Annotated in this window: 16 protein-coding genes; 8 read left to right on the top strand and 8 right to left on the bottom strand. The window is 72.4% G+C overall.

What is annotated here, in order from left to right:
• Window positions 1-12 precede the first annotated feature (12 nt).
• Both ASG53_RS14460 and nirD read right to left on the bottom strand, forming a co-directional pair.
• Window positions 13-750, bottom strand: coding sequence for a CbiX/SirB N-terminal domain-containing protein (locus ASG53_RS14460; protein ID WP_082544090.1), 738 nt, complete (start codon window positions 748-750; stop codon window positions 13-15).
• Window positions 747-1169: a nitrite reductase small subunit NirD gene (nirD, locus tag ASG53_RS14455; RefSeq protein WP_056134877.1), complete on the bottom strand. Its 423-nt coding sequence runs from the start codon at window positions 1167-1169 to the stop codon at window positions 747-749. Before nirD ends, ASG53_RS14460 begins: the two co-directional genes overlap by 4 nt.
• Before the next feature lie 262 nt (window positions 1170-1431).
• Between nirD and nirB the strand changes: the two genes are divergently transcribed.
• The 3 genes from nirB to ASG53_RS14440 are packed head-to-tail and all read left to right on the top strand — an operon-like array spanning window position 1432 to window position 6227.
• Window positions 1432-4071 (top strand): nitrite reductase large subunit NirB, encoded by a 2640-nt coding sequence (nirB, locus tag ASG53_RS14450; RefSeq protein WP_056134874.1) that lies wholly within the window; start codon window positions 1432-1434, stop codon window positions 4069-4071.
• 3 nt (window positions 4072-4074) lie between these two features.
• Complete coding sequence (gene cobA, locus ASG53_RS14445; RefSeq protein WP_056134871.1) at window positions 4075-5097, top strand: uroporphyrinogen-III C-methyltransferase; 1023 nt, start codon at window positions 4075-4077, stop codon at window positions 5095-5097.
• Window positions 5094-6227, top strand: a complete 1134-nt coding sequence (locus ASG53_RS14440) for a uroporphyrinogen-III synthase (RefSeq protein WP_056134868.1) — start codon at window positions 5094-5096, stop codon at window positions 6225-6227. The genes cobA and ASG53_RS14440 overlap by 4 nt, the downstream gene beginning before the upstream one ends.
• Window positions 6228-6239: 12 nt before the next feature.
• Here the strand turns inward: ASG53_RS14440 and ASG53_RS14435 are convergent, their stop codons facing one another.
• Entirely contained in the window at window positions 6240-7238 is a 999-nt protein-coding gene (locus ASG53_RS14435; RefSeq protein ID WP_200945511.1) for a serine hydrolase domain-containing protein, read from the bottom strand.
• A gap of 144 nt (window positions 7239-7382) precedes the next feature.
• Here ASG53_RS14435 and ASG53_RS14430 point away from each other — a divergent pair, with 144 nt between their 5' ends.
• The 4 genes from ASG53_RS14430 (at window position 7383) to ASG53_RS14415 (ending at window position 10513) form a co-directional block, all read left to right on the top strand.
• Window positions 7383-7748: a hypothetical protein gene (locus tag ASG53_RS14430; protein ID WP_056134863.1), complete on the top strand. Its 366-nt coding sequence runs from the start codon at window positions 7383-7385 to the stop codon at window positions 7746-7748.
• 77 nt (window positions 7749-7825) lie between these two features.
• Window positions 7826-8488 (top strand): membrane protein YczE, encoded by a 663-nt coding sequence (yczE, locus tag ASG53_RS14425; protein WP_056134860.1) that lies wholly within the window; start codon window positions 7826-7828, stop codon window positions 8486-8488.
• An 85-nt stretch (window positions 8489-8573) separates the two neighbouring features.
• The gene (locus tag ASG53_RS14420; RefSeq protein ID WP_056134858.1) at window positions 8574-9611 is read left to right on the top strand and encodes a type IV toxin-antitoxin system AbiEi family antitoxin domain-containing protein; all 1038 of its coding nucleotides are present in this window, start codon (window positions 8574-8576) and stop codon (window positions 9609-9611) included.
• Entirely contained in the window at window positions 9608-10513 is a 906-nt protein-coding gene (locus ASG53_RS14415) for a nucleotidyl transferase AbiEii/AbiGii toxin family protein (protein WP_056134855.1), read from the top strand. Before ASG53_RS14420 ends, ASG53_RS14415 begins: the two co-directional genes overlap by 4 nt.
• 24 nt (window positions 10514-10537) lie before the next feature.
• On the opposite strand, the gene ASG53_RS14410 is transcribed toward ASG53_RS14415, so the two are convergent.
• From ASG53_RS14410 to ASG53_RS14400, 3 genes are all read right to left on the bottom strand, one after another.
• Window positions 10538-10975, bottom strand: a complete 438-nt coding sequence (locus ASG53_RS14410) for an ATP-binding protein (RefSeq protein WP_156382821.1) — start codon at window positions 10973-10975, stop codon at window positions 10538-10540.
• Window positions 10976-11084: 109 nt separating this feature from the next.
• Window positions 11085-11555, bottom strand: a complete 471-nt coding sequence (locus tag ASG53_RS14405; RefSeq protein ID WP_056134851.1) for a hypothetical protein — start codon at window positions 11553-11555, stop codon at window positions 11085-11087.
• Between the two features lie 148 nt (window positions 11556-11703).
• Window positions 11704-12597: a formate/nitrite transporter family protein gene (locus ASG53_RS14400; RefSeq protein ID WP_056134848.1), complete on the bottom strand. Its 894-nt coding sequence runs from the start codon at window positions 12595-12597 to the stop codon at window positions 11704-11706.
• A 340-nt stretch (window positions 12598-12937) separates the two neighbouring features.
• Between ASG53_RS14400 and ASG53_RS14395 the strand changes: the two genes are divergently transcribed.
• Complete coding sequence (locus ASG53_RS14395; protein WP_056134845.1) at window positions 12938-16144, top strand: Ig-like domain-containing protein; 3207 nt, start codon at window positions 12938-12940, stop codon at window positions 16142-16144.
• 211 nt (window positions 16145-16355) lie between these two features.
• Here the strand turns inward: ASG53_RS14395 and ASG53_RS14390 are convergent, their stop codons facing one another.
• On the bottom strand, window positions 16356-18950 hold the full coding sequence (locus ASG53_RS14390; protein ID WP_056134842.1) for a LuxR C-terminal-related transcriptional regulator: 2595 nt from the start codon (window positions 18948-18950) through the stop codon (window positions 16356-16358).
• Window positions 18947-20353, bottom strand: coding sequence for an MFS transporter (locus tag ASG53_RS14385; protein ID WP_056134841.1), 1407 nt, complete (start codon window positions 20351-20353; stop codon window positions 18947-18949). Before ASG53_RS14385 ends, ASG53_RS14390 begins: the two co-directional genes overlap by 4 nt.
• Window positions 20354-20355 lie beyond the last annotated feature (2 nt).

The raw sequence follows: 20355 nt of genomic DNA, 5'->3' as shown, positions 1-20355 counted from the left end.
GAAGGACCTCAGCTACATCCCGAACCGCTCGACCACGAGCTCGACCATCTCGTGCGGGGCCGGGTCGGCGGCGCTCAGCAGCGGCTCGGTGACCACGTCGGCGCCCGCGCGGCCCGCGAGGTCGGCGAAGTAGCCCGGGGCCAGCAGATAGGTGGCGACGGCGACCCGGCGGCCGCCGCTCCGCGAGCGCGCGGTCTCGACGGCGTCGGGCAGGGCGGGCTTCACGGCGGAGATGTAGCCGACGAGCACCTCACGGCCGATCGCGTGGCCGAGCATGCGGCCCATGACCTCGCAGTCGTCGACGGCACGGGCGTCGGAGGACCCGGCGACGGCGAGCACGACGGCATCTTCGGGCCGCAGACCGGCCTCGTCGAGACGCGTCACGAGCTGGCGCACCAGCCGCGGGTCCGGCCCGAGCGCGGGTCGCACCACGGCGTCGGGCGCCTCGGCGGCAGCCTCCGCCAGGTCGACGTACACGTGGAAGCCCGCCGACAGCAGCAGCGGGACGACGTGGACGGGCTCGTCGCCGATCTCTGCGAGGGTGGTCGGGACGTCGGGCTGCTGGACGTCGACGCAGCAGCCGAGCACGTCGAGGTCCGGGCGGCGGAGCGCGACGGCATCGACGAGGTCCCTGACAGCACGCTGCCCGACGACCGAGGACGTGCCGTGCGAGCAGGCGACGAGGACGGGCGCGCGGTCGACCGCACCCCGGGCACGCTCGTGCAGGACGCCCGGTCCGAGCACCGTCACGCCGCGACCCGCACCTCGGCCTCGGCCGCCACAGCGGTCGCCACCTCGAGGGCGACCTCGACATACCCGTCGACCACCTGCACCGGGTAGGTCTGCAGGTGCAGCGCGGGGTGGGTGAAGCACTCCCCCGTGACGATGTCGTACACCTGCTTGTGCAACGGCGACGCAACCGTCACCCGTTCCCCCGCAGCGACGGTCTTCGACCCGGTGATCCCACGAGCCATGACGTGCGAGCCCGTCGCGGGGTCGCGGTGGCTCACCGCGTAGACCCCGGCGTCGGCGAGGCGGAACAGCGCGACCTGCGCGCCGTCGACCATGGCGGCCTCTCCCCACCCGGTCTCGAGGTCGTCGATCCTGCAGACCCGGCGCCACTGCTGGGCGCGGGTGGTCCGGGGGCGGGCGATGAGCGTCTCGGTCATGTCGGGCTCCTGACGTGGAGGGGCGTCGTGCGGTGGGTGGGTAGGTAGGTGAGGGTCGCGGTGACCGTCGGTGAGCCCGACGCTATCGACGGGGTGTTTCCCGGAGGTCGGCGCAGGGTTTCCCTCTCGTGACCTTCTTCTCACTGCTGCCCTGGACGGCGGTGACAACCTGGTGACCCCCGGGACACCCGAGGGCAACGGGAGGGAAACGGCACGCCCGTACGGTCGAGGAACTCGCCGCAGCCCTCCTGGAGGTACTCGCATGACCGGAACCGACGGCACGCCCCCAGCCCGCCACGTCGTGGTCGTCGGCGGTGGGCCCGCTGCCCACCGCTTCGTCGAGGCCATGGCCTCGCGCGACACCTCGGACCTGCGGGTCACCGTGATCGCGGAGGAGGTGCACCAGCCCTACGACCGCGTCGCACTGAGCAAGGCCTTCGTCGGCGACGTCGACCTGACCCTCGGCGGCGGAGAGCTCTGGGAGCACCCGGCGGTCACGCTGCGGACGGGCGAGCGGGCCGTCGCGGTCGACGCGGCGGCCAGGACCGTCCGGACCACCACCGGCACCGTCACCTACGACGAGCTCGTGCTCGCCACAGGCTCCGACGCGGCACGCCTCATCTTCCCGAACGGCGACCGTACCCACGTGTACAGGACCGTCGACGACGTCTGGGGTCTCGCCGCCGAGGTGACGCGCCTGGCCGGGGAGCTCGGCCGGGCACCCCGGGCTGTCGTGGTCGGCGGCGGTCTGCTCGGCCTCGAGGCCGCGGGCGGCCTGCAAGAGCTCGGCGCCGAGGCCGCCGTGGTCAACGGTGCCGGCTGGCTGATGAACGCCCAGCTCGACGAGGGCGGCGGGCAGGCCCTCGGCCGTCTCATCGCGTCGACGGGCATCGAGGTGCACTGCGGGGTGCGCCCCGTCGGCATCCTCGTCGAGGACGACAGGGTGGTCGCCCTCGAGCTCGGAGACGGCGCCGAGCTCGCCGCCGACCTCGTGGTCGCCGCGATCGGCATCCGCCCCCGCGACGAGCTCGCCGCGTCAGCCGGGCTGGTGACAGGGCCGCGCGGGGGAGTGGAGATCTCCGACGACTGCTCGACCTCGGTCCCGGGGATCTGGGCGATCGGCGAGGTCGCGAGCTTCGAGGGGCGGTGCGTGGGTCTCGTGGCCCCGGCGAACACGATGGCCGAGGTCGTCGCCGACCGCCTGCACGGCGGAGCCGCGACCTTCCCGGGATTCGACACCGCGACCCGGCTCAAGCTGTCGGGCGTGGACGTCGCGAGCTTCGGCGACGCCTTCGGGACGACCGAGCACTGCCTCGAGATCGTCTACGCCGACCCGGCCCGCGGGATGTACCAGAAGATCGTCGTCACCGGCGACGCCAAGACCCTCCTCGGCGGCATCTTCGTCGGGGACGCCACGCCCTACACGTCCTTGCGCCCGCTGCTGGGCCGCGAGCTCGGCGCCGAGCCGGGGGCCTTCCTCACCGCGGCCGGCGGCGGCGAGGCGCCGCAGACCGAGCTGCCCGACGACGCGATCCTCTGCTCCTGCAACAACGTGGCCGTCGGCACGGCCCGCGCCGCGGTCCACGGCGACGGCAAGACCGCCCCCTGCCACGACCTGGGAAAGCTCAAGACCTGCACCCGGGCGGGCACCCAGTGCGGCTCGTGCGTGCCGATGCTCAAGAAGCTCCTCGAGGGCGAGCTCACCAAGGCCGGCGTCGCCGTGTCGAAGGCCATGTGCGAGCACGTGCCCATGTCACGCGCCGAGCTGTTCGAGGGTGTCCGCGCCCTCGGGCTGACCTCCTTCGAGGAGATCCTCGCGCGCTTCGGGACCGGGCGCGGCTGCGACATCTGCAAGCCGGCCATCGGCTCGATCCTCGCCTCGCAGCACACCGACTACGTGCTCGACCCAGGCCGCGGCGCCCTCCAGGACACCAACGACCGCGCGCTGGCGAACATGCAGAAAGACGGCTCGTACTCGGTCGTCCCGCGCATCCCCGGCGGCGAGATCACCCCGGAGAAGCTCGCGGTCATCGCGCAGGTCGCGATCGAGTTCGGGCTGTACACGAAGATCACCGGTGGGCAGCGCATCGACCTCTTCGGTGCCCGGCTCGACCAGCTGCCGGAGATCTGGGCACAGCTGGTCGAGGCCGGCTTCGAGTCCGGCCAGGCCTATGGCAAGGCGCTGCGCAACGTGAAGTCCTGCGTGGGCTCCACCTGGTGCCGCTTCGGCGTGCAGGACTCGGTCGCCATGGCCATCCAGCTCGAGCTCCGCTACCGAGGCCTGCGCGCCCCGCACAAGTTCAAGATGGGGGTGTCCGGCTGCGCCCGCGAGTGCGCCGAGGCCCGCGGCAAGGACGTCGGCGTGATCGCGACAGACACCGGCTGGAACCTCTACGTCGGTGGCAACGGCGGGTTCCAGCCCGTCCACGGCCAGCTGCTCGCGAAGGACCTCGACGACGAGACCCTCATCCGCTACGTCGACCGCTACCTCATGTACTACATCCGCACGGCCGACCGCCTGCAGCGCACGGCCCGCTGGATGGAGGACCTCGACGGCGGTGTCGACCACGTGCACCAGGTGGTCGTCGAAGACTCCCTCGGCGTCGGCGCGGACCTCGAGGCCGCGATGGCCCTGCACGTGGAGCACTACGAGGACGAGTGGGCGGCGACCCTCAAGGACCCCGACAGGCTGCGCAGGTTCAGGTCCTTCGTCAACGCCCCGACCGAGGCCGACGACTCGACCGCCTACGTCCGCGAGCGCGGGCAGCGCCGTCCGGCGACGGCCGCCGAGCGGGCCGGTGACCTCGGTCCGGGGATCGAGAGCTTCGACGAGCCCGTGCGCCGACCCGTCATGCTGGCCGGGCTGAGCATCCCCGTGCGTGCCGAGAACCAGGAGGGCTGACCCGTGAACCTCGACCTCGACCTCACCGGCACCACGGTGCTGATCCTCGGCACGGCGCACAGCGCCCGACGCGCCCTGCGGCGCTGCACGCACGCCGGGGCGGTGGTCCGCACGGCCCACACACCGGCCGACGTCGACCTCACCTCCCTCGACGACGTGCGCCTGGTCGTGGCCGTCGACGACTGCCAGGGCGGGTGGGACGAGGTCCTCGTCCGGCTGCGGCGGACGCACCTGGTGGTCCGCGAGGACGCTGCGGCTCCCGGTGGTCAGGTGATCCTCGTGGGTGGTGGCCCCGGGCAGGACGAGCTGCTGACCGTCGCGGCCCGCAAGGCGCTCGCCGACGCCGACGTGGTGCTGTACGACCGCCTCGCCCCGCACGAGAACCTCGCCGAGCTCACGCACGGTGCGGAGCTGGTCGACGTGGGCAAGCGCCCGGGCCACCACGCGATCACGCAGCGCGGGATCGAAGAGCTCATGGTCGACCGCGCCCGCGCCGGGGAGACTGTCGTCAGGCTCAAGGGCGGGGACCCTTACGTGTTCGGGCGCGGCTCGGAAGAGGTCGCCGCCGCGCGCGAGGCCGGGATCCCCGTGCGGGTCATCCCCGGCATCACCTCGGCAGTCTCCGTCCCGGCTGCTGCTGGCATCCCCGTGACGCACCGTGAGGTATCCCGCCTGTTCACGGTGGTCTCAGGCCACGTGCCGCTCACGGCGTCGGAGTGCGAGCACCTCGCCGGGCTCGGCGGCACGATCGTCGTGCTCATGGGGATCGGGACCATGCACCAGACCCTCGCGGGTCTGCGCCGCGCCGGCATGACGACCGAGATGCCCGTCGCCGTGGTCGAGCGTGGGTACAGCATGAACCAGCGCACGACCTGCTCGACTCTCGGCGAGGCGACCTCAGCGGCTACGCTCGCGGCATGTTCTAACCCGGCCGTCCTCGTCATCGGCGAGGTCGTCCGCCTCGGCCACGACTGGCCCCGTGAGCTCACCGAGCTGGCGGGCGCCTCGCTAGGAGTATCTGGATGAATGCTGCCGACGACACGTCCGGTGTCACCGAGTTCAGCAACGACCAGCTCTCGGGGTTCCGGATCGGCGTGACGTCGGACCGGCGGTCGGACGACCTCATCGCGGCCCTCGAGCGGCGCGGGGCGCAGGTGATGCACGCCCCCGCGCTGCGCATCGCCCCCGTCGAGGAGGACGTCGACCTGCTCGCCGACACCCGGGCGATCCTCGAGACCCCGCCTGACGTCCTGGTCGTCACGACCGCCTACGGCATGCGCCGCTGGAGCGAGGCTGCGGACGCCGCAGGTCTCGGTGACGCGCTGACCGACGTGCTGCAGGCTGCCCGGATCTTCGTCCGGGGGCCCAAGGCCCGCGGGGCCGTGCGGGCGGCCGGGCTCGACGACGTGGGCATCGCGCACGACGAGCGCACGGCGTCGGTGATCGACATGCTGCTCGACGAGGGCGTCGAGGGCCGGACCGTCGCCGTCCAGCTGCACGGGTACACCGACGGGCAGCAGCTCGAGAGGCTGCGGGCGGGCGGTGCCCGGGTGCTCACCGTCGAGCCCTACCGCTGGGTCAAGCCCGACGGCGCGGAGAGGCTGCCCAGGCTGATCGACGCGGTCTGCGCCCGGAACCTCGACGTCGTGACCTTCACGAGCGCCCCGGCGGTCGACGCCTTCCTCACCTCGGCGATCGAGCAGGGGGTGATCGACCAGCTGCTGGACGCGCTGCGCACCGACGTGGTCGCGGCGGCTGTCGGTCCGGTGACCGCGGGGCCGCTCGAGGCGGCCGGCGTGACGCCGATCATCCCCGAGAGGTTCCGTATGGGGGCGCTCATCAGGCTGGTGTGCGAGCACCTCGCGCTGCACCAGGTGACCGAGCTCTCGACAGCCCTCGGCCCTGTCCAGATCCGTGGGCGGTCCGTGGTCTTCGAGGGCCGGGCCGGTCAGCTCGCGCCGGCTCCGCTCGCGCTGTTCCGCGCCCTCGCCGCGAGCACTGGTGCTGTGCTGACCCGCAAGGACCTCATGGCGCACCTGCCGGAGGCGCAGAACGAGCACGCCCTCGACATGGCGATGAGCCGGCTGCGCGCGTCCCTGCCCGAGCCGCGGCTCGTGGCGACGGTCGTCAAGCGGGGGTACAGGCTCAACGTGTGAGCAGGGTGGTCCTCATGCCCAGCTCAGTGCTTCCAGCACGGGCCACGCGCCGTTCGAGGTGTTGGCGACGACCGACCCCGTGACCCCCGACGCCGGGTCGTGCCAGGTCCGGCCCGAGACCCCTGCGTCGTAGCCCTCGAGCAGGACCGTCTGCGACGACCAGCCCCGCCAGAAGCCGCGGGCGTACCTCATGTGGTCGCCCTCGACGTGGCTGACGGGCTCGGTCAGCGCCTGGAGCGTCGGGAGCGTCACGACCCGCCCGGCGAAGAGCGCCGACCAGAAGGCCGCGAGGTCGGCCACGGTGCCGACAGCCCCGCCGTCACCGTTGCCCCGGACGGGCAGGTGCAGCGCGTTCGTCCGGTCCCCCGCCTCCTCCAGGTACCCCAGAGCGGTGTCCCCGGAGATCTCGTCGGTCCGCGGGTACCCGGTCGAGACCATCCCGGCAGGTCCGAGCACCCGCTGCTCGACCAGGTCGTGGAAGGTCAGCGACGAGGCCCTCTCGGCCACCAGGGCCAGGACCACGAACCCGCTGTTGCAGTACGCGAAGGTCGACCCGGGTGGGCTCACCTGCGGTCGCCCGTCGAGCAGCGGGACGAAGGCCTCGGTCGTGCCGAGCAGGTGCAACGGCCTGTCGACCACGTAGTCGTTGATGTCACCGCCGGCCGACTCGTCGATGTAGTCGCCGATGCCCGCCGTGTGCGAGAGCAGCTGCCCGACGGTGACGGCGTCGTCGACGAGCGGGAGGTCGTCGCCGAGGACCGGGCGGACCGGGCTGTCGAGGCTCAGCAGACCGTCGTCGACGAGCGCCCCCACGGCCAGGGCCGTGAAGCCCTTCGAGATGCTCGCGAGCCCGCACCTGTGGTCGACGGTCATCGCCTGGCCCCGGGCGCGGTCGGCCCAGCCGTAGGCCCGCGACTCGCTCTCCCCGTCGGGGCGGTCGATGCGGACGACGCCGCTGAAGCCTGTGGACCGGGCGGCGGCGTCCAGCTGGGACATGAGGTCGTGTGGCATGACGACGACGCTAGCGAGCGGGTGCAGCCCGGGGCAACGGATTTGTCAGCGACCGGCGAGCGGGTGAAGTGCCTGGTCAGACCCTCATGACCTCCCGGCACCGGTCGATCATGAGGGGACGAGGTACGAGCTGGGAGGCAACCGATGTCCGGGATCCGGATCGAAGCAGGCACGACGAGCGTAGGCACGACAGGCGGCAGCGCGACAGCCACGAGCGGGTCACCCGCGCAGCAGGCGTACGACAGGGCGGTCAAGCAGCTCTCCGCCGCGCAGAAGAAGCTGTCGCAGGACGTCTTCGACAAGGCGCCCCAAGCGACGATCGAGGTGGACCAGGCGGCCGTGGAGGCGGCCGCGCTCTCCCTCGCAGCAGCGACCACTGCCCTCGCCCGAGAGCAGGAGAAGGCTCACGAGGGCCAGACGAGCCGGGCCGCGACGCCCACACCTGCCCAGCAGACCGAGGCCCCGTCGCGGGACCGCAGCCGCACGGGAGACATCGACCTCTACGCCTGACGTCGCCAGGGTCCGACCCGCCGGGGCGCGGTCCCGGCGGTGACCACGCACCCCGCCTCAGCACCTACGGTTAGCCGGTGACCTCACCCCGCGTCCTCCAGGACCTCACCCCCCTCGAGCAGCTGCGCGCCGGTCGCATGCCTCGTCGTCTCGTCCAGCTCGTGCTCGGGCTGGTGCTCTTCGGGGTGTCGCTCGCCATGGTGCTGCGCAGCGGTCTGGGGCTGAGCCCCTGGGACGTGCTGCACCTGGGCATCTCCCGCAGCACCCCGTTGTCCATCGGGACCGTCGTGGTCCTCATGTCCCTCGCGGTCCTGGCGCTGTGGATCCCGCTGCGTCAGGCTCCTGGGCTCGGCACCCTCGCCAACGCCCTGCTCGTCGGGGTGGTCATCGACGCGTCGCTGCGCCTGGTCCCCGAGGTCGACGGCCTCGCGCTCCAGGTACCGATCCTGGTGGCGGGCGTGGTGCTCAACGCCCTGGGCGGAGCGCTGTACATCGGGGCCCAGCTCGGCACCGGGCCGCGCGACGGGCTCATGACAGGGCTGTCGCGCCAGACCGGGCTGTCGCTCCGGCTCGTCCGCACAGGCATCGAGGTCACCGCGCTCGTCGCCGGGTGGCTGCTCGGCGGGACGGTCGGTCTCGGGACGGTCCTCTACGCGATCGCCGTCGGACCTCTCGTGCAGCGCTTCCTGCCGTGGTGCGTCGTCACGGTCACCCCGCCGACGCGACGCAGCGAGGGATAGAGAAGGCTCCAGAGAGGCCACAATCTCCATCACCCGCTACGCCATCTCTCTGCTTTAGTAACACCCTGCGTGTTACTATTGCAGCATGAAGACCGAAGTCGTGGTCCGCGCGAATGACCTGGCTGCGAGCCAGTGGGGTCTTCTCACGTCCGCCCAGGCCCAGGCAGAGGGCGTGACCCGGATGCAGCTGACCCGCCTGGTCGAGTCTGGCATCCTGGACCGCCTAGAGCACGGTGTGTACGCCACCCCCTCGGTCCAGGGGGACCCGCTGCTCTCACTCCGATCCTCCTGGCTGACGCTCCGGCCTTCGGCACGAGCCGAGGAGAGACTCGCCGACCTGACATCTGCGGGCGTCGTGTCGCACGCCTCAGCAGCGCAGCTGCACGGCATCGGCGACCTCTTGGCTGACGAGCACGAGTTCCTCCTGCCGGAGCGGTTCCAGTCACGGCGGACAGGTGTCCGTGTCCGCAGGACCCTGCTCGGCAGGTCCGAGGTGACTCTCTCGTCTGGACTTCCCGTCACGACCGCAGCTCGGACCATCTCCGACCTGCTGGACGACGGTCACGACCTCGACCACATGGCCTCGCTGACCGCCGAAGCGCTCCGCAGAGGACTTGTCGACCGACAGTCGCTCGCGCCAGCCCTGGACCACGTCGCGCCCAGGCGAGGCAGCCGTGACGGTCAGGAGCTGACGGCTCGCCTCATCGACCTCTCCGACATGCCCCCTGCCGAGCTCACCTCAGCCGAGACGACCCGTCGTCCCTCAGGACATGCGATCCCCGACGACATCTTGACGATCCTCAGGACACTCTCGGACCCCGAGCTTCAGCGGATGGCGAAGGAGGTCCAGCAGTCGACTGCGAAGATCACGGCGGGAGTCTTCACGGCCTCGGACGGGCTCTCGGTTGCGCTTGAACCTTCTCGCCAGGCCGTCCAGAGACTTAGCGAACGCGTGTCCAGATGGGCTGAGGTCCCGTCCAACCGCGATGCCATCGCACGACTCCGAGATGTCCTCGGCACCTTCGTGGTGGCGTCCGGCGGGCGCGCCGGAGGCGTCTCGGAGGGCACCTCGGCCGACGGCTCGAGTGTGGAAGCCGCAGCTCGACCGACTGGATCTCGATGAGCTCCTCGGGGTACGAGACCGGGTCCGCTCTCTGGAGGGCGGTCTCCGACAAGGCTCGTCATCGGTCGAAGACCACCTCGAAGCCCGCTTCCGAGTACATCAGGCTCTTCACCTTCTCTCGCTTCGTCGCGCGGGTCTTCGCGGCAGCAGGCTCACCGTGGGTCCTCAAGGGTGGGACGGCGATGCTCCTCCGGGTGGACGATGCTCGGCACAGCAAAGACGTCGATCTCCTCCGGAGCCTGGGGAACCTCGACGACGCGGTCTCCGCACTGAGGACTGCTCTCGACACCCCGATGGACGACCACTTCCGGTTCGTCGTCGAGGCGGTCAGGAACGCGGAGCGAGACAACGTCCAGCCTCAGGTCGACGGTTGCCGGGTCATGATCGTCGCCTACTGCGGGATCAAGATGGTCGACAGGTTCGGCGTCGACCTGGTCACGGGGTCTCTCATGACGAGCGATCCCGAGATCGAGCGCGCCCGCTCGCCGCTGGACATCCCAGGGGTCGAGGCACCCGTCGTCCGGCTGTACCCGGTGGTCGACCACATCGCCGACAAGGTCTGCGCGACCGAGACTGTGTACAACAGGGGACGGGGGTCGAGCCGACCACGCGACCTGGTCGACCTGGTGGTGTTCGCACGGACCCAACGGATCGACGGTACCGCTCTGCGCGACGCGATCCGCGGAGAGCGAGTGATGCGATCGCTTCCGGAACGCAGCGCCTTCGCGGTACCCGAAGAGTGGAGACGGGACTACCCGCCTCTGGCCACCTCGACGAGGTACACCTCAGACCTCCCGACGGTCGAGCTCGCGACAGCACTGGTCGCCCGACTGCTCGACCCAGCGTTCGGCTCCACGAGCGTCGGTCGTACCTGGGACCCGGACCGCCTCGAGTGGACCTAGGCCGTTCCCAGCGCTCAGCTGCGATCAGCCCGCGTCGCGTGCTGGGAAGGTCGCCCAGATGTGCTTCTCGTCGTGGCTCACGTACCAGCCGCACTCGTCGGAGACACGGGCGACGAGGACGAGTCCGAATCCACCCTCGCCCGGCTTGCGGCCCGCCGCGCGTGTGGGGACGGAGTCCTTGGCACGGTCGACGACGTCGAGAAGGAACGTCTGCCCGTCGGTGCTGAGGACCACCCGGGCCGACGACCGCGCGTGCTTGAGGGCGTTGGTCGCGAGCTCGCTGCTGGCCAGGAGCATGTTGCGCACGGTCGAACGGTCGGGCAGGGGCCGCTCGGTCGTCGTCGCCGAGACTGCATCGGTCAGACCGGCGCGCATCGTCCCGAGCGCGTCGTAGGAGCTGAGGGTCCACGTCGAGACCACGTCCGGCAGCCGGGGTGGCAGCGCGAAGGGGATCGGGCTCATGCTCACCTCGAGTCCTGCGAGAACGGGATGCGTGCCCCGTCGCTCCGGGATCGCCTGCTGACCATTATGGTCGCACGACCCACGGGGCCACGCGCGACGGCCTCGCAGATCATCCGCGGCCCGTGAGCCGGTCCCAGAACCCGCGTCTGCGCGGCGTCCAGCCCGCCTGCTCGAGCACCTGCCGCACGGGCGTCTTCATCTCGTCGGCGTCGAAGCGCCACCCGAAGGAGTGCCCGGCCTGACCGTGGTCTGTCGCGAGCGGCGCGAAGCTCTTGTTGAAGCTCTTCGACCTGACGGTCCCGCGGAACCTCGACGTGCTGACGCTCGCCCCACCGGCGCCGACCCGGGCCTGGGTCGCCGAGGTGTGATCGACGAGGGTGTACGTCGAGTCCTCGTGCAGGCTGACCTCGAGCCTGTAGTCACGGTCGATCGTGCCTGCCGAGACGAAGCCCACCCACCGCGCGTCGGCGTAGTCCCACGCCCCTGTCACCCCGTCGGCCGACGGCGTGAAGGTGAAGGGGACCTCGTCGGTGCCGAGGGCGAGGATCTGTCCGACGACATGCTCTCGAGGTGCGCTCATCGCTCCATGGTGGACGGGAGCGCGTCATGGGGCCACCCGTGAGCGGTGCGCGCGGTCCGCAGGTCGGCCCCAGGTCCGCAGTCGCCGGTCCTACGGATCCGTCCCACCCAGGTCCACCCCTCCCAGATCTGGTGCGGTCAGGCGCCGGTCACGCGTCCTGGAGCGCAGGTGCGCTCGGAGCGGCAGGCGCCTGCACCCCCGCACCCGTCACGTCCCCCGTCAGCCCAGCCCGCGCACCCGACGCCGTCAGCGCCTCCAGCCCGCGCCGGTGCGCCCAGTACAGCCCGAGGCCGGTGAGCAGCACTCCCCCGACGAGGTTCCCGGCGAGGACCGGCAGCTGGTTCCACAGCCACCAGTCACCCACGGTGACGTCGGCGCCGAGCATCATGCCCGCGGGGATGACGAAGACGTTCACGACGGCGTGCTCGAAGCCCTGGGCGAAGAACGTCGTCACCGGGAGCCACATGGCGACGATCTTGCCGCCCGTCGACCGCGAGGTCATCGCCATGACGACCCCGAGGGTCACCATCCAGTTGCACAGGACAGCCTTGACGAACACCAGCGCGAGGCCGCTCGCACCGAGGGCCTCGTAGCCGAGGGTCTTGGTCTCGGCGATCTGCACGAGGTTCACCACGAGAGGGTTCTCCGTGTCCGTCCCCATCCGGCTGATGACCGCGACGTACATCGCCGCGTAGCCGGCAGCCCCCACGACGTGCCCGGCGAGGACCAGACCGAAGCTGCGGAGCATCGCCCCGACGCTCGCCCGGCCCTCGAGGACCGCGAGCGGGATGAGCGCGAAGCTCCCTGTCACCAGCTCGAGGCCCAGCAGCACGATCATGACGAAGCCGACCGGGAAGACGAGCGCCCCGACGATCGGCTGCCCGGTCTGGACTGTCGCCTGGTAGGCGAGGGTCGTGGCGCACGCGAGGACCGCACCGCCGAGCACCCCTCGCACGAGCAGCTCGGTCATGGACAGCGACGCCTTGGTCGCCCCGGCGTCGACGGCGGTCGCGAGGACCTCGTCAGGCTTCACGTAGGTCATGGGTGACTCCCTCTCGGAACGGACGGCAGCCACCGTCGTGCTCTGAGCCTGGTCCGGGAGTCGACGCGCGTCGTTGCGCGGCGGTGACCGGCGCGTAAAGGTCTCCTCATCGCCGTCTGGGACCGCTGTGAGGTCGGCCGTCCCCTGCGGGCCCTGCGGGCCCTGCGGAGTATGAAACCCGGGATGAAGTCCGGCCCTCGCGCGCCCCGAGGCCCCAGCGGGTCACGAGCATAGGTGGGCGCCGAGACCTGGACGAGCCGCGAGACGGCCTTCTCAGAGTGCGACGCGCGTCGATCTCGGCCGGACCGAGACGTGACCCCACTCTGGAGGAGCAGCACCCGTGAAGCCACCATCCACGACCGAGACGTCGCGCACCGCGCGCCGGTCCGTCCGACCTGCCGCCGTCGCGGCGACAGCCCTCAGCCTCGCGCTCGGCGGCCTGACGCTGCCCGGCGCGGCCTGGGCAGCCCCGGCACCCGAGGCATCGACCTCGAGCTTCGGGCTCGGGGCGCAGGTCGCCGGGACCGTCCCCGACGGCATCTGCGCGGTCCGCGCGACAGTCGTCGGCGGTGCCGGCGGACGCTCGGCCGCGGGTGCCAACGGCACCGGGTCGAACGGCGCCGGGGCCGCGATCACCGCGACCTTCGCGGTGACACCCGGGACCACCTTCAGCGGGACCGTCGGCGGAGGCGGGCGTGAGAACGTCAACGCGGCTGGCGGCGCAGGCGGCGTCAACGGCGGCGGGACCGGCGGCACGGCCGTCTCCCAGCACGGTGGTGCTGGTGGAGGCGGCTCGACAGTCCTGTTCCTCGGCGGGACCACCCCCGACGACGTCGCCGTGCTGGCGGGCGGCGGCGGCGGCAGCGGTGGCGGGCACTCCGTCACCACCGACGGTTTCGGCGGAGACGCTGGCCTCCCGGCCGGTGCCGGTGAGGTCGCGGCAGGCGCCGACGGCACCGACGGCTTCGAGGGTGGACCTCAGGTCGGCGGCGGTCAGGGCGGTCGCGACGGCCAGCCCGGCGCGGGCGGCGTGCACAGCACCGACCCGACCCTGAACGGCCAGCCGGGATCCGGCAGTGCCGGTGGTGCCGGTGCAGCCGACCCGAACTACGACGCCGGAGGCGGCGGCGGTGCCGGTCTCACCGGCGGTGGCGGCGGCGCGTCGACCATCATCAAGAACAGCGACAACGGGATCAACACCGTGGCCGGCGGCGGCGGTGGCGGTGGCTCGTCCTTCGTGGCGGGCACAGCCTCCGACGTCACCTCGGCGGCCTCGGGCCGTCAGACGGGGACCGGCAAGGGCGCCGACGGCTCGATCGAGCTCGACTGGGTCGAGTGCGGCTACGACCTCGCCGTGACCAAGACCGCCTCGGTCGACGGCGCTCCGACAGGCTCGCCCGACCGGGCACCTGTCGGCTCGACGGTCACCTGGGCCGTCACCGTCGTCAACAACGGCCCCGAGGCCATGACGCGCGGCGACATCCTCACCCTCACGGACACGCTCCCGGGCGACGGCGCCACGTCGGTCACCTCGGTGGTCGTCGCGGGCGGCACCAACGACACCTTCGAGCGCGGGCCGCTCTCGTGCGATGCCGTGGTCGGTTCACCCCTGCCGAGCACCGTGACGTGCTCGCGCGAGCACGCACTCCTCGGTGGCGCGGCTGACGGTCGCCGTGGGCTCGACGTCGGCGAGAGCGTCACGATCACCTACACCCAGGCCGTCACGGACACCCCCGGGACGACGCTCGAGAACACCGCGACGGTCCAGGACCGCGGCGACCAGGACGACAACAGCGACACCTCCGTCGTGACCGTCGTCGGACCGCCCACGGCCACCGACGACTCTGACCTCGGCAACACCATCGGCGAGACCGTCCGCGTCCCGGTGCTGGGCAACGACACCGCGACGACCAGCCCGCTCGACCCCACCACGCTCGTCCTGTGGGACCCGGCCACCAGCACGTCGCCCGGTCTGCAGCTCGTGGTCCCCGGCGAGGGCACCTGGACCGTCGAGGGCAGCGACGTCGTCTTCACCCCCGTCGCCGGCTTCCTCACCGACCCGACCCCGGTGTCGTACAGGATCTCTGACGAGGACGGCCTCACGGCGACGGCCGTCGTCACGGTCGACTACGTCCCGGCCGCGGCCGACGACTCCGACCTCGGACACGCCATCGGCGTCGTCGTCACGGTCGACGTGCTGACCAACGACACCGGTGACCTCGTCCCGAGCACCGTCGTGCTCGTCGACGGCAGCGCCCGCACCGACCGTCTGGTCGTGCCCGGCGAGGGCACCTGGACCGTCGTCCCGACGACGGGCGCGGTGGTCTTCACCCCCGAGGCAGGCTTCCTCACCGACCCAACCCCCATCACCTACGAGGTCACCGACACGACGGGCGACACCACGAGCGCCCGGGTGACCGTCGGCTACGTCCCCGACGCGACCGACGACGTCGACCACGGCAACACCATCGGCGAGGTCGTCACGGTCGACGTGCTGACCAACGACGCGGGCGACCTCGACCCGACGACCGTCGTGCTGGTCGACGGCGAAGAGCGCGTCTCCGAGCTGGTCGTCCCCGGCGAGGGCACCTGGACGGTCGACCCCACGACCGGAGCGGTCACCTTCACCCCGGCGGACGGTTTCACGGGGAACCCGACCCCGGTGACCTACGAGGTCACCGACTCGACGGGCGACCTCGTCTCGGCGACGGTCACCGTCACGTACCTCCCCGTCGCGACCGACGACGCGAAGCACGGCAACACCGTGGGCTCGCCCGTCGTCGTCGACGTCCTCCCGAACGACACGGGCTCGGTCGACCGCAGCTCGCTGCGGCTCGTCGACCCGGTGACGGGTGAGCGTGTCCTCACGGTCACGGTCCCCGGCGAGGGCACCTGGACCGTCCAGCTCGAGACCGGCACGGTCACCTTCGTGCCCGAGGACGGGTTCACCAAGAACCCGACACCCGTCACCTACGAGGTGCTCGGGACTGCGGGCGACCCCGTCTCCGCGCTCGTGGTGGTCACGTACCTGCCGCAGGCGCAGGACGACGTCGACGTGGACAACGTCCGCGGCACGCCCGTGACGGTCGACGTGGTCGGCAACGACACGGGCACCCTCGACCCGAGCAGCGTCAGGCTCGTGGACCCCGCGACGGGTGAGCTCGTCACGACGCTCACGGTCCCCGGTGAGGGGACCTGGACGGTCGACCCCGAGACGGGTGCTGTGACCTTCGTGCCGCTCGCCGGCTTCGAGGGCGACCCGACCCCGGTGACCTACCAGGTGACCGACGTCGAGGGGAACCTCACGTCGGCGACCATCACGGTGACGTACCTGGCCGAGGCGCCCGCCCCGACCCCGGCGCCCAGCACCCCGGCAGCACCCGCGGCGCCCGCCGCGCCGGCAGCACCGGCATTACCGGCCCGTCCCGGAGCCGCTCTCGCCACGACCGGCACCGAGGTGCTGGTCGCCTCGGGCACGGCCCTGGCGCTCGTGCTGGCAGGCGCAGCCGGCCTGGTCCTGCGTCGTCGTCGGACGACGCGCTCCTAGTCCCTCACCAGGACACCGCCCAGCACGACGAAGACTGGCAGGCCTGAGCCTGCCGACGACGACCCTGGTGCACCGGTTCCCCCCGGCACACCAGGGTCGTCGTGCGTGCCAGGGTCGTCGCGCGAGTCAGGTCGGTCGTGCGTCTGGCGGCCGTCGCACGTGTGGCGGTCGTCGTGCCTCCGGGAGCACGAGCCCTCCCACCGGTCTCGGCTCAGGCCCGGCTCTCGTCGTCGAGCCTGGCGAGGCGGCTCTCGTCGTCGAGCAGCCCCAGCCGGCGCGCGACGGCCAGGGCCGACGAGCGCGACCCGACCCCGAGCTTGCGGTAGAGCGTGCGCAGCTGCGACTTCACGGTGTGGTTGCTCACCACGAGACGCTCGGCGATCTCCGTCGTCGACCCGGTCCGCGCGAGCTCGCGCAAGATCACCGTCTCCCGCGGGGTCAGGACCGGCACGTCACCGCTCGACGGGACGACCTCGGGCCACGGCTCGCCAAGGATCGCCTCGGCTTCGACGAGCCCGTGCCGGCCGGCGAGCCCACGCAGCCTCTCGCGGTCGTCAGCGCTCAGGACGATCACCGGCAGCCGGAGGCCGTGGACCCCGAGCAGCGCCGAGGCGCGGGACAGCGCCGCGACGGCCTCGGTCTCGTGCCCGGTGGCGAGCGCGGCGACAGACTCGAGCAGGGCCCGGTCGGTCTGCGTGCGGATCGAGGAGAAGGGCGCCCCGGTGCTCTGCGCGAGGGTCGCGAGGGTCTTCTCCGGCAGCCCGGCGGCGAGCTGGGCCCTGGCGAGGGCGACAGCCGCCGCGGCATCCTTGGCAGCGTCGGGCGGCGACACGAGGACCGTGTGCGCACGGCCAGCGGCGACGAGCAGGAGCGCCCGGGTCGCCACGAGCGTGGACTCCGTGGCCGGGTGCGCCGACCGCCGCGCCTGGTGGGTGGCACGGGTGGCCTCGAGCCTCTCGAGCGCTGCGTCGGCGCCACGAGCGAGGAGGTCGACCAGCGCCTGCACGTGGGCGATCAGCGGCCAGTGCTCGATGGTCTCCAGGTGCCGCTCGAGCAGGTCCAGGTGGTGCTGGGCCGTCTCGACGTCGAGGTCCTCGACCGCGAGCAGCGCCTCGGCGACCTGCAGCAGCGAGCCCGTGTACCCGTCGACCCAGCCCTCCGGCCACGAGCGTCCGCGGGCGTCCTCGACGAGGGCCCGCGCCCGTGACATCGAGCCCTCGAGCGCGTGGGTGCCAGCCAGCAGCGCGAGGTTCGGCAGCGCCGCCAGCGCGGTCGTCGCCTCCCCGAGCCCGCGCTCGAAGGCGGCGACGGCGTCGGTCGAGCGGCGGGCGTGCAGGAGCGCGACGCCGCAGTGCGCGTAGACCTGCGGCAGGAGGTCGAGGATCTGCGCGTGCTGCTCGGGCGTGAGGTCGTCGATGCGGCGGACCACGTCGTCGGCGGCACCTGCCGCGGCGCCGCCCCGCCCGGTGAGGCGCAGGGCGATCATCTCGACGGCTCGCAGGACCAGCCGCTCCTCGGGCGGGACCGTCGACCTCGCGACGCGCGCCGAGGCGACGGCCAGCCCGAAGAGGGCGATCGCGCGTGCCCGGCCCCGCCTGTCGGCGTTGAAGCCGAGCGCCACGAAGAACACGAGCAAGGGGTGGCGGCGGAGCCTCACGAGCCCGAGCGGTGAGACGGTCCGGCGCACGGTCCCGGCGAACTCGGTCAAGAACCCGCGCCAGTGGTTGCGGACGATCGTGTTGGCCAGCGGGACGTCGCCCGCGTCGACGGCCGCCTCGAGGGCCTCGACGGGCCGGTCGTGCGTGTCGGCCCACAGCGCGACCCGTCCGCGCAGCTCCGCGAACAGCTCGGGCGAGGACCGCCGGAGGTCGGCCCTCAGGGCGGCCCTGACGACGGTCGTGTACGTGAAGACCCGCTCGTGCCCCGGCCGGTTCCACGTCCCGAGCCCGAGCGCCTCCGCCTGGTCGAGGAGCGCCGCGGCGTCTGCGCGGCCGGTGAGGTCCTCCGCGAGGTCGACCGAGACGGCGTCCGCGACGACGGTCCTGCGGAGCAGACCGACTACGTCGGGCTCGAGGCTCGTGACGGCCGAGAGCACGAGCGACTCGACAGCCTGCTCGGGGTCCAGGTGGCCTGTGTGCTCGTGCTCGAGGGCGAGAGCCCGCGTGACGAGGGGCGAGCCGCCGGTCGCCTGCCGCGCCGTCGCCGCCGTCTGGTCGTCGACGCCGAGGAGCCGCGCGGTCTCCGCGGTCGACAGCGCGAGCGCGTCGGCGTCCACCACGCGCACGTCCAGGCGCAGGCGCAGCTCGGGTGCGGCGAGACGCGACGCGGACCGTCCGGCGACGATCGCACGGACCGTCGGGACTGCCCCGAGGACGTGGAGCAGGTCGGCGGTGGTCTCGTCGTCGAGCCTGTCGACGGTGTCGAGCACGAGGGTCACCGGACCGACCTGCTCGAAACCCCGGACGAGGAAGGCCCTGACGTCACCGACCTCGCGCATGGAGGCCGATGCTGTCGCGAGGAGGTCGCCGGGCCCGACGAGCCCGGCGTCGACGAGCCGTCCGGCGACGCCGGCCCAGAAGCCACGGCGGGTGACGTCACGGTCGCCGAGGTCGTACCAGGCGCCGCGCAGGTCCGGGTCTGCCGAGGTCTGGGCCCACTCCGCGAGGAGGACAGTCTTGCCACCGCCCCCGGGACCACGCACGACGACGAGCGCCGAGGCGTCGTCGAGCAGACCGACGAGGTGCGGGCGCGGGACGACCCACGACGGCAGCCGGGGTGCCCCGTAGACGCGGCGGGTGCCGGTCATGCGTCCACCGGGTCCGTGCGGCCGGGCGCCTCGGCCTCACCTGCTGCAGCGGTGCCGTGCCGCGCGTCGTGGTCGAGGCCCGCAGCTGGGCTGGGATCTCCGGCCGCGCGGGCCCGCCGGACCAGGAGCGCCCCGACGAGGGCGACCACGGCAGCGACCGAGGCCGTGACGAAGAGCGCCGGGTAGCCGCCGAGCCGCGCGATGACCACGGCGGCGACGGCAGGCGCGACGGCCTGCGGGATGTTGGTCGCCATGTTGTAGAGGCCCAGGTCTTTGCCGGCCGACGCGCCGCCGTCGGGGAGCACCTCGGTCACCAGGGCGCTGGACGCCGCGAGGTGCGCGCCGAAGGCCAGCCCGCGCAGGGCCGCGAAGACCGCCATCCCGGCGACGGTGGGCGAGCCGAGCGGGACGAAGAACGAGACCGCGAGGAGCCCGCACGCTCCGACGAGGTAGGGGATGCGGTCGCCGGTCCTGTCGCTGAGCCAGCCTGTCACCGTGATGCCCACCAGCACGGACAGCAGGCCGACGACGGTGAGGGCCCCGATCGCGCGGTTCGCCTCGTCCGTGCCGAGCCCGACGTGGTCGGTGAGGATGAACAGCTGGTACGCGAAGACGAGGTGGTAGGCGAAGACGAAGAAGAAGCGCGCGACGAAGGTCCGGGTGAAGGCCTGGGTGCGCCACGGCGCGACGACGAGCCGCACGACGGCAGGGATCGCGCGACCGCCCCGGAGCGCCAGCTTGCCACCCTGTGCAGGACCGTCCGGCGAAGGCCTGCCCGACGCGGGTGCTCTCGATGCAGGGACGGACACCGGGCGGGCGCGGGCACCGACGGCGAAGACCGCCGTCGCGACCAGGACGCAGAGCCCGAGACCGAGGTAGACCGTCCCCGGCTGGTCCGCGCGCGGCCCGGCGAGCACGACCGCCGCACCGCCACCGAGCACCCCTCCGGCGCCGACGACGGCGAGGACCCGGCCCCGCCTGGACGGTGGGACCTCGTCCGGGACGACCGCCGAGGACGCGACGTCGACGGCGTTGAGCGCGAACTGCGCGACGACCCACAGCGCGCCCAGCAGCACGAGGGAGCCGGCCCCACCCATCGCGAAGAGCGCCGCGGCGGAGACGAGCGCACCGCCGACCATCCACGGGACCCGGCGACCGTACCGGCTGCGCGTGCGGTCGCTCAGCGCACCGACCAGAGGTTGGGACGCGATCGCGACCACGAAGGAGACCGTCGTGACGAGGGCGAGGTTCTCGACCTTGCGCGACGGGTCGATGCCGGCGACCTGGTTGGGCAGCAGCACGACGAGGACAGCCGCATAGCTGGCCGCGAGCGCGAGCGACACCACGGACAGAGAACCCGCGAGCGCTCTCGTCCGCCCCGTCGTCGTCGCCCCGGTCAGCACCG

The organism is Sanguibacter sp. Leaf3 (genome assembly GCF_001425965.1).
In the GTDB taxonomy this organism is placed as follows: Bacteria; Actinomycetota; Actinomycetes; order Actinomycetales; family Cellulomonadaceae; genus Sanguibacter; species Sanguibacter inulinus.
Note: the sequence above shows the minus strand (reverse complement) of the source record. Positions and strands in the feature narration are given on the sequence as shown.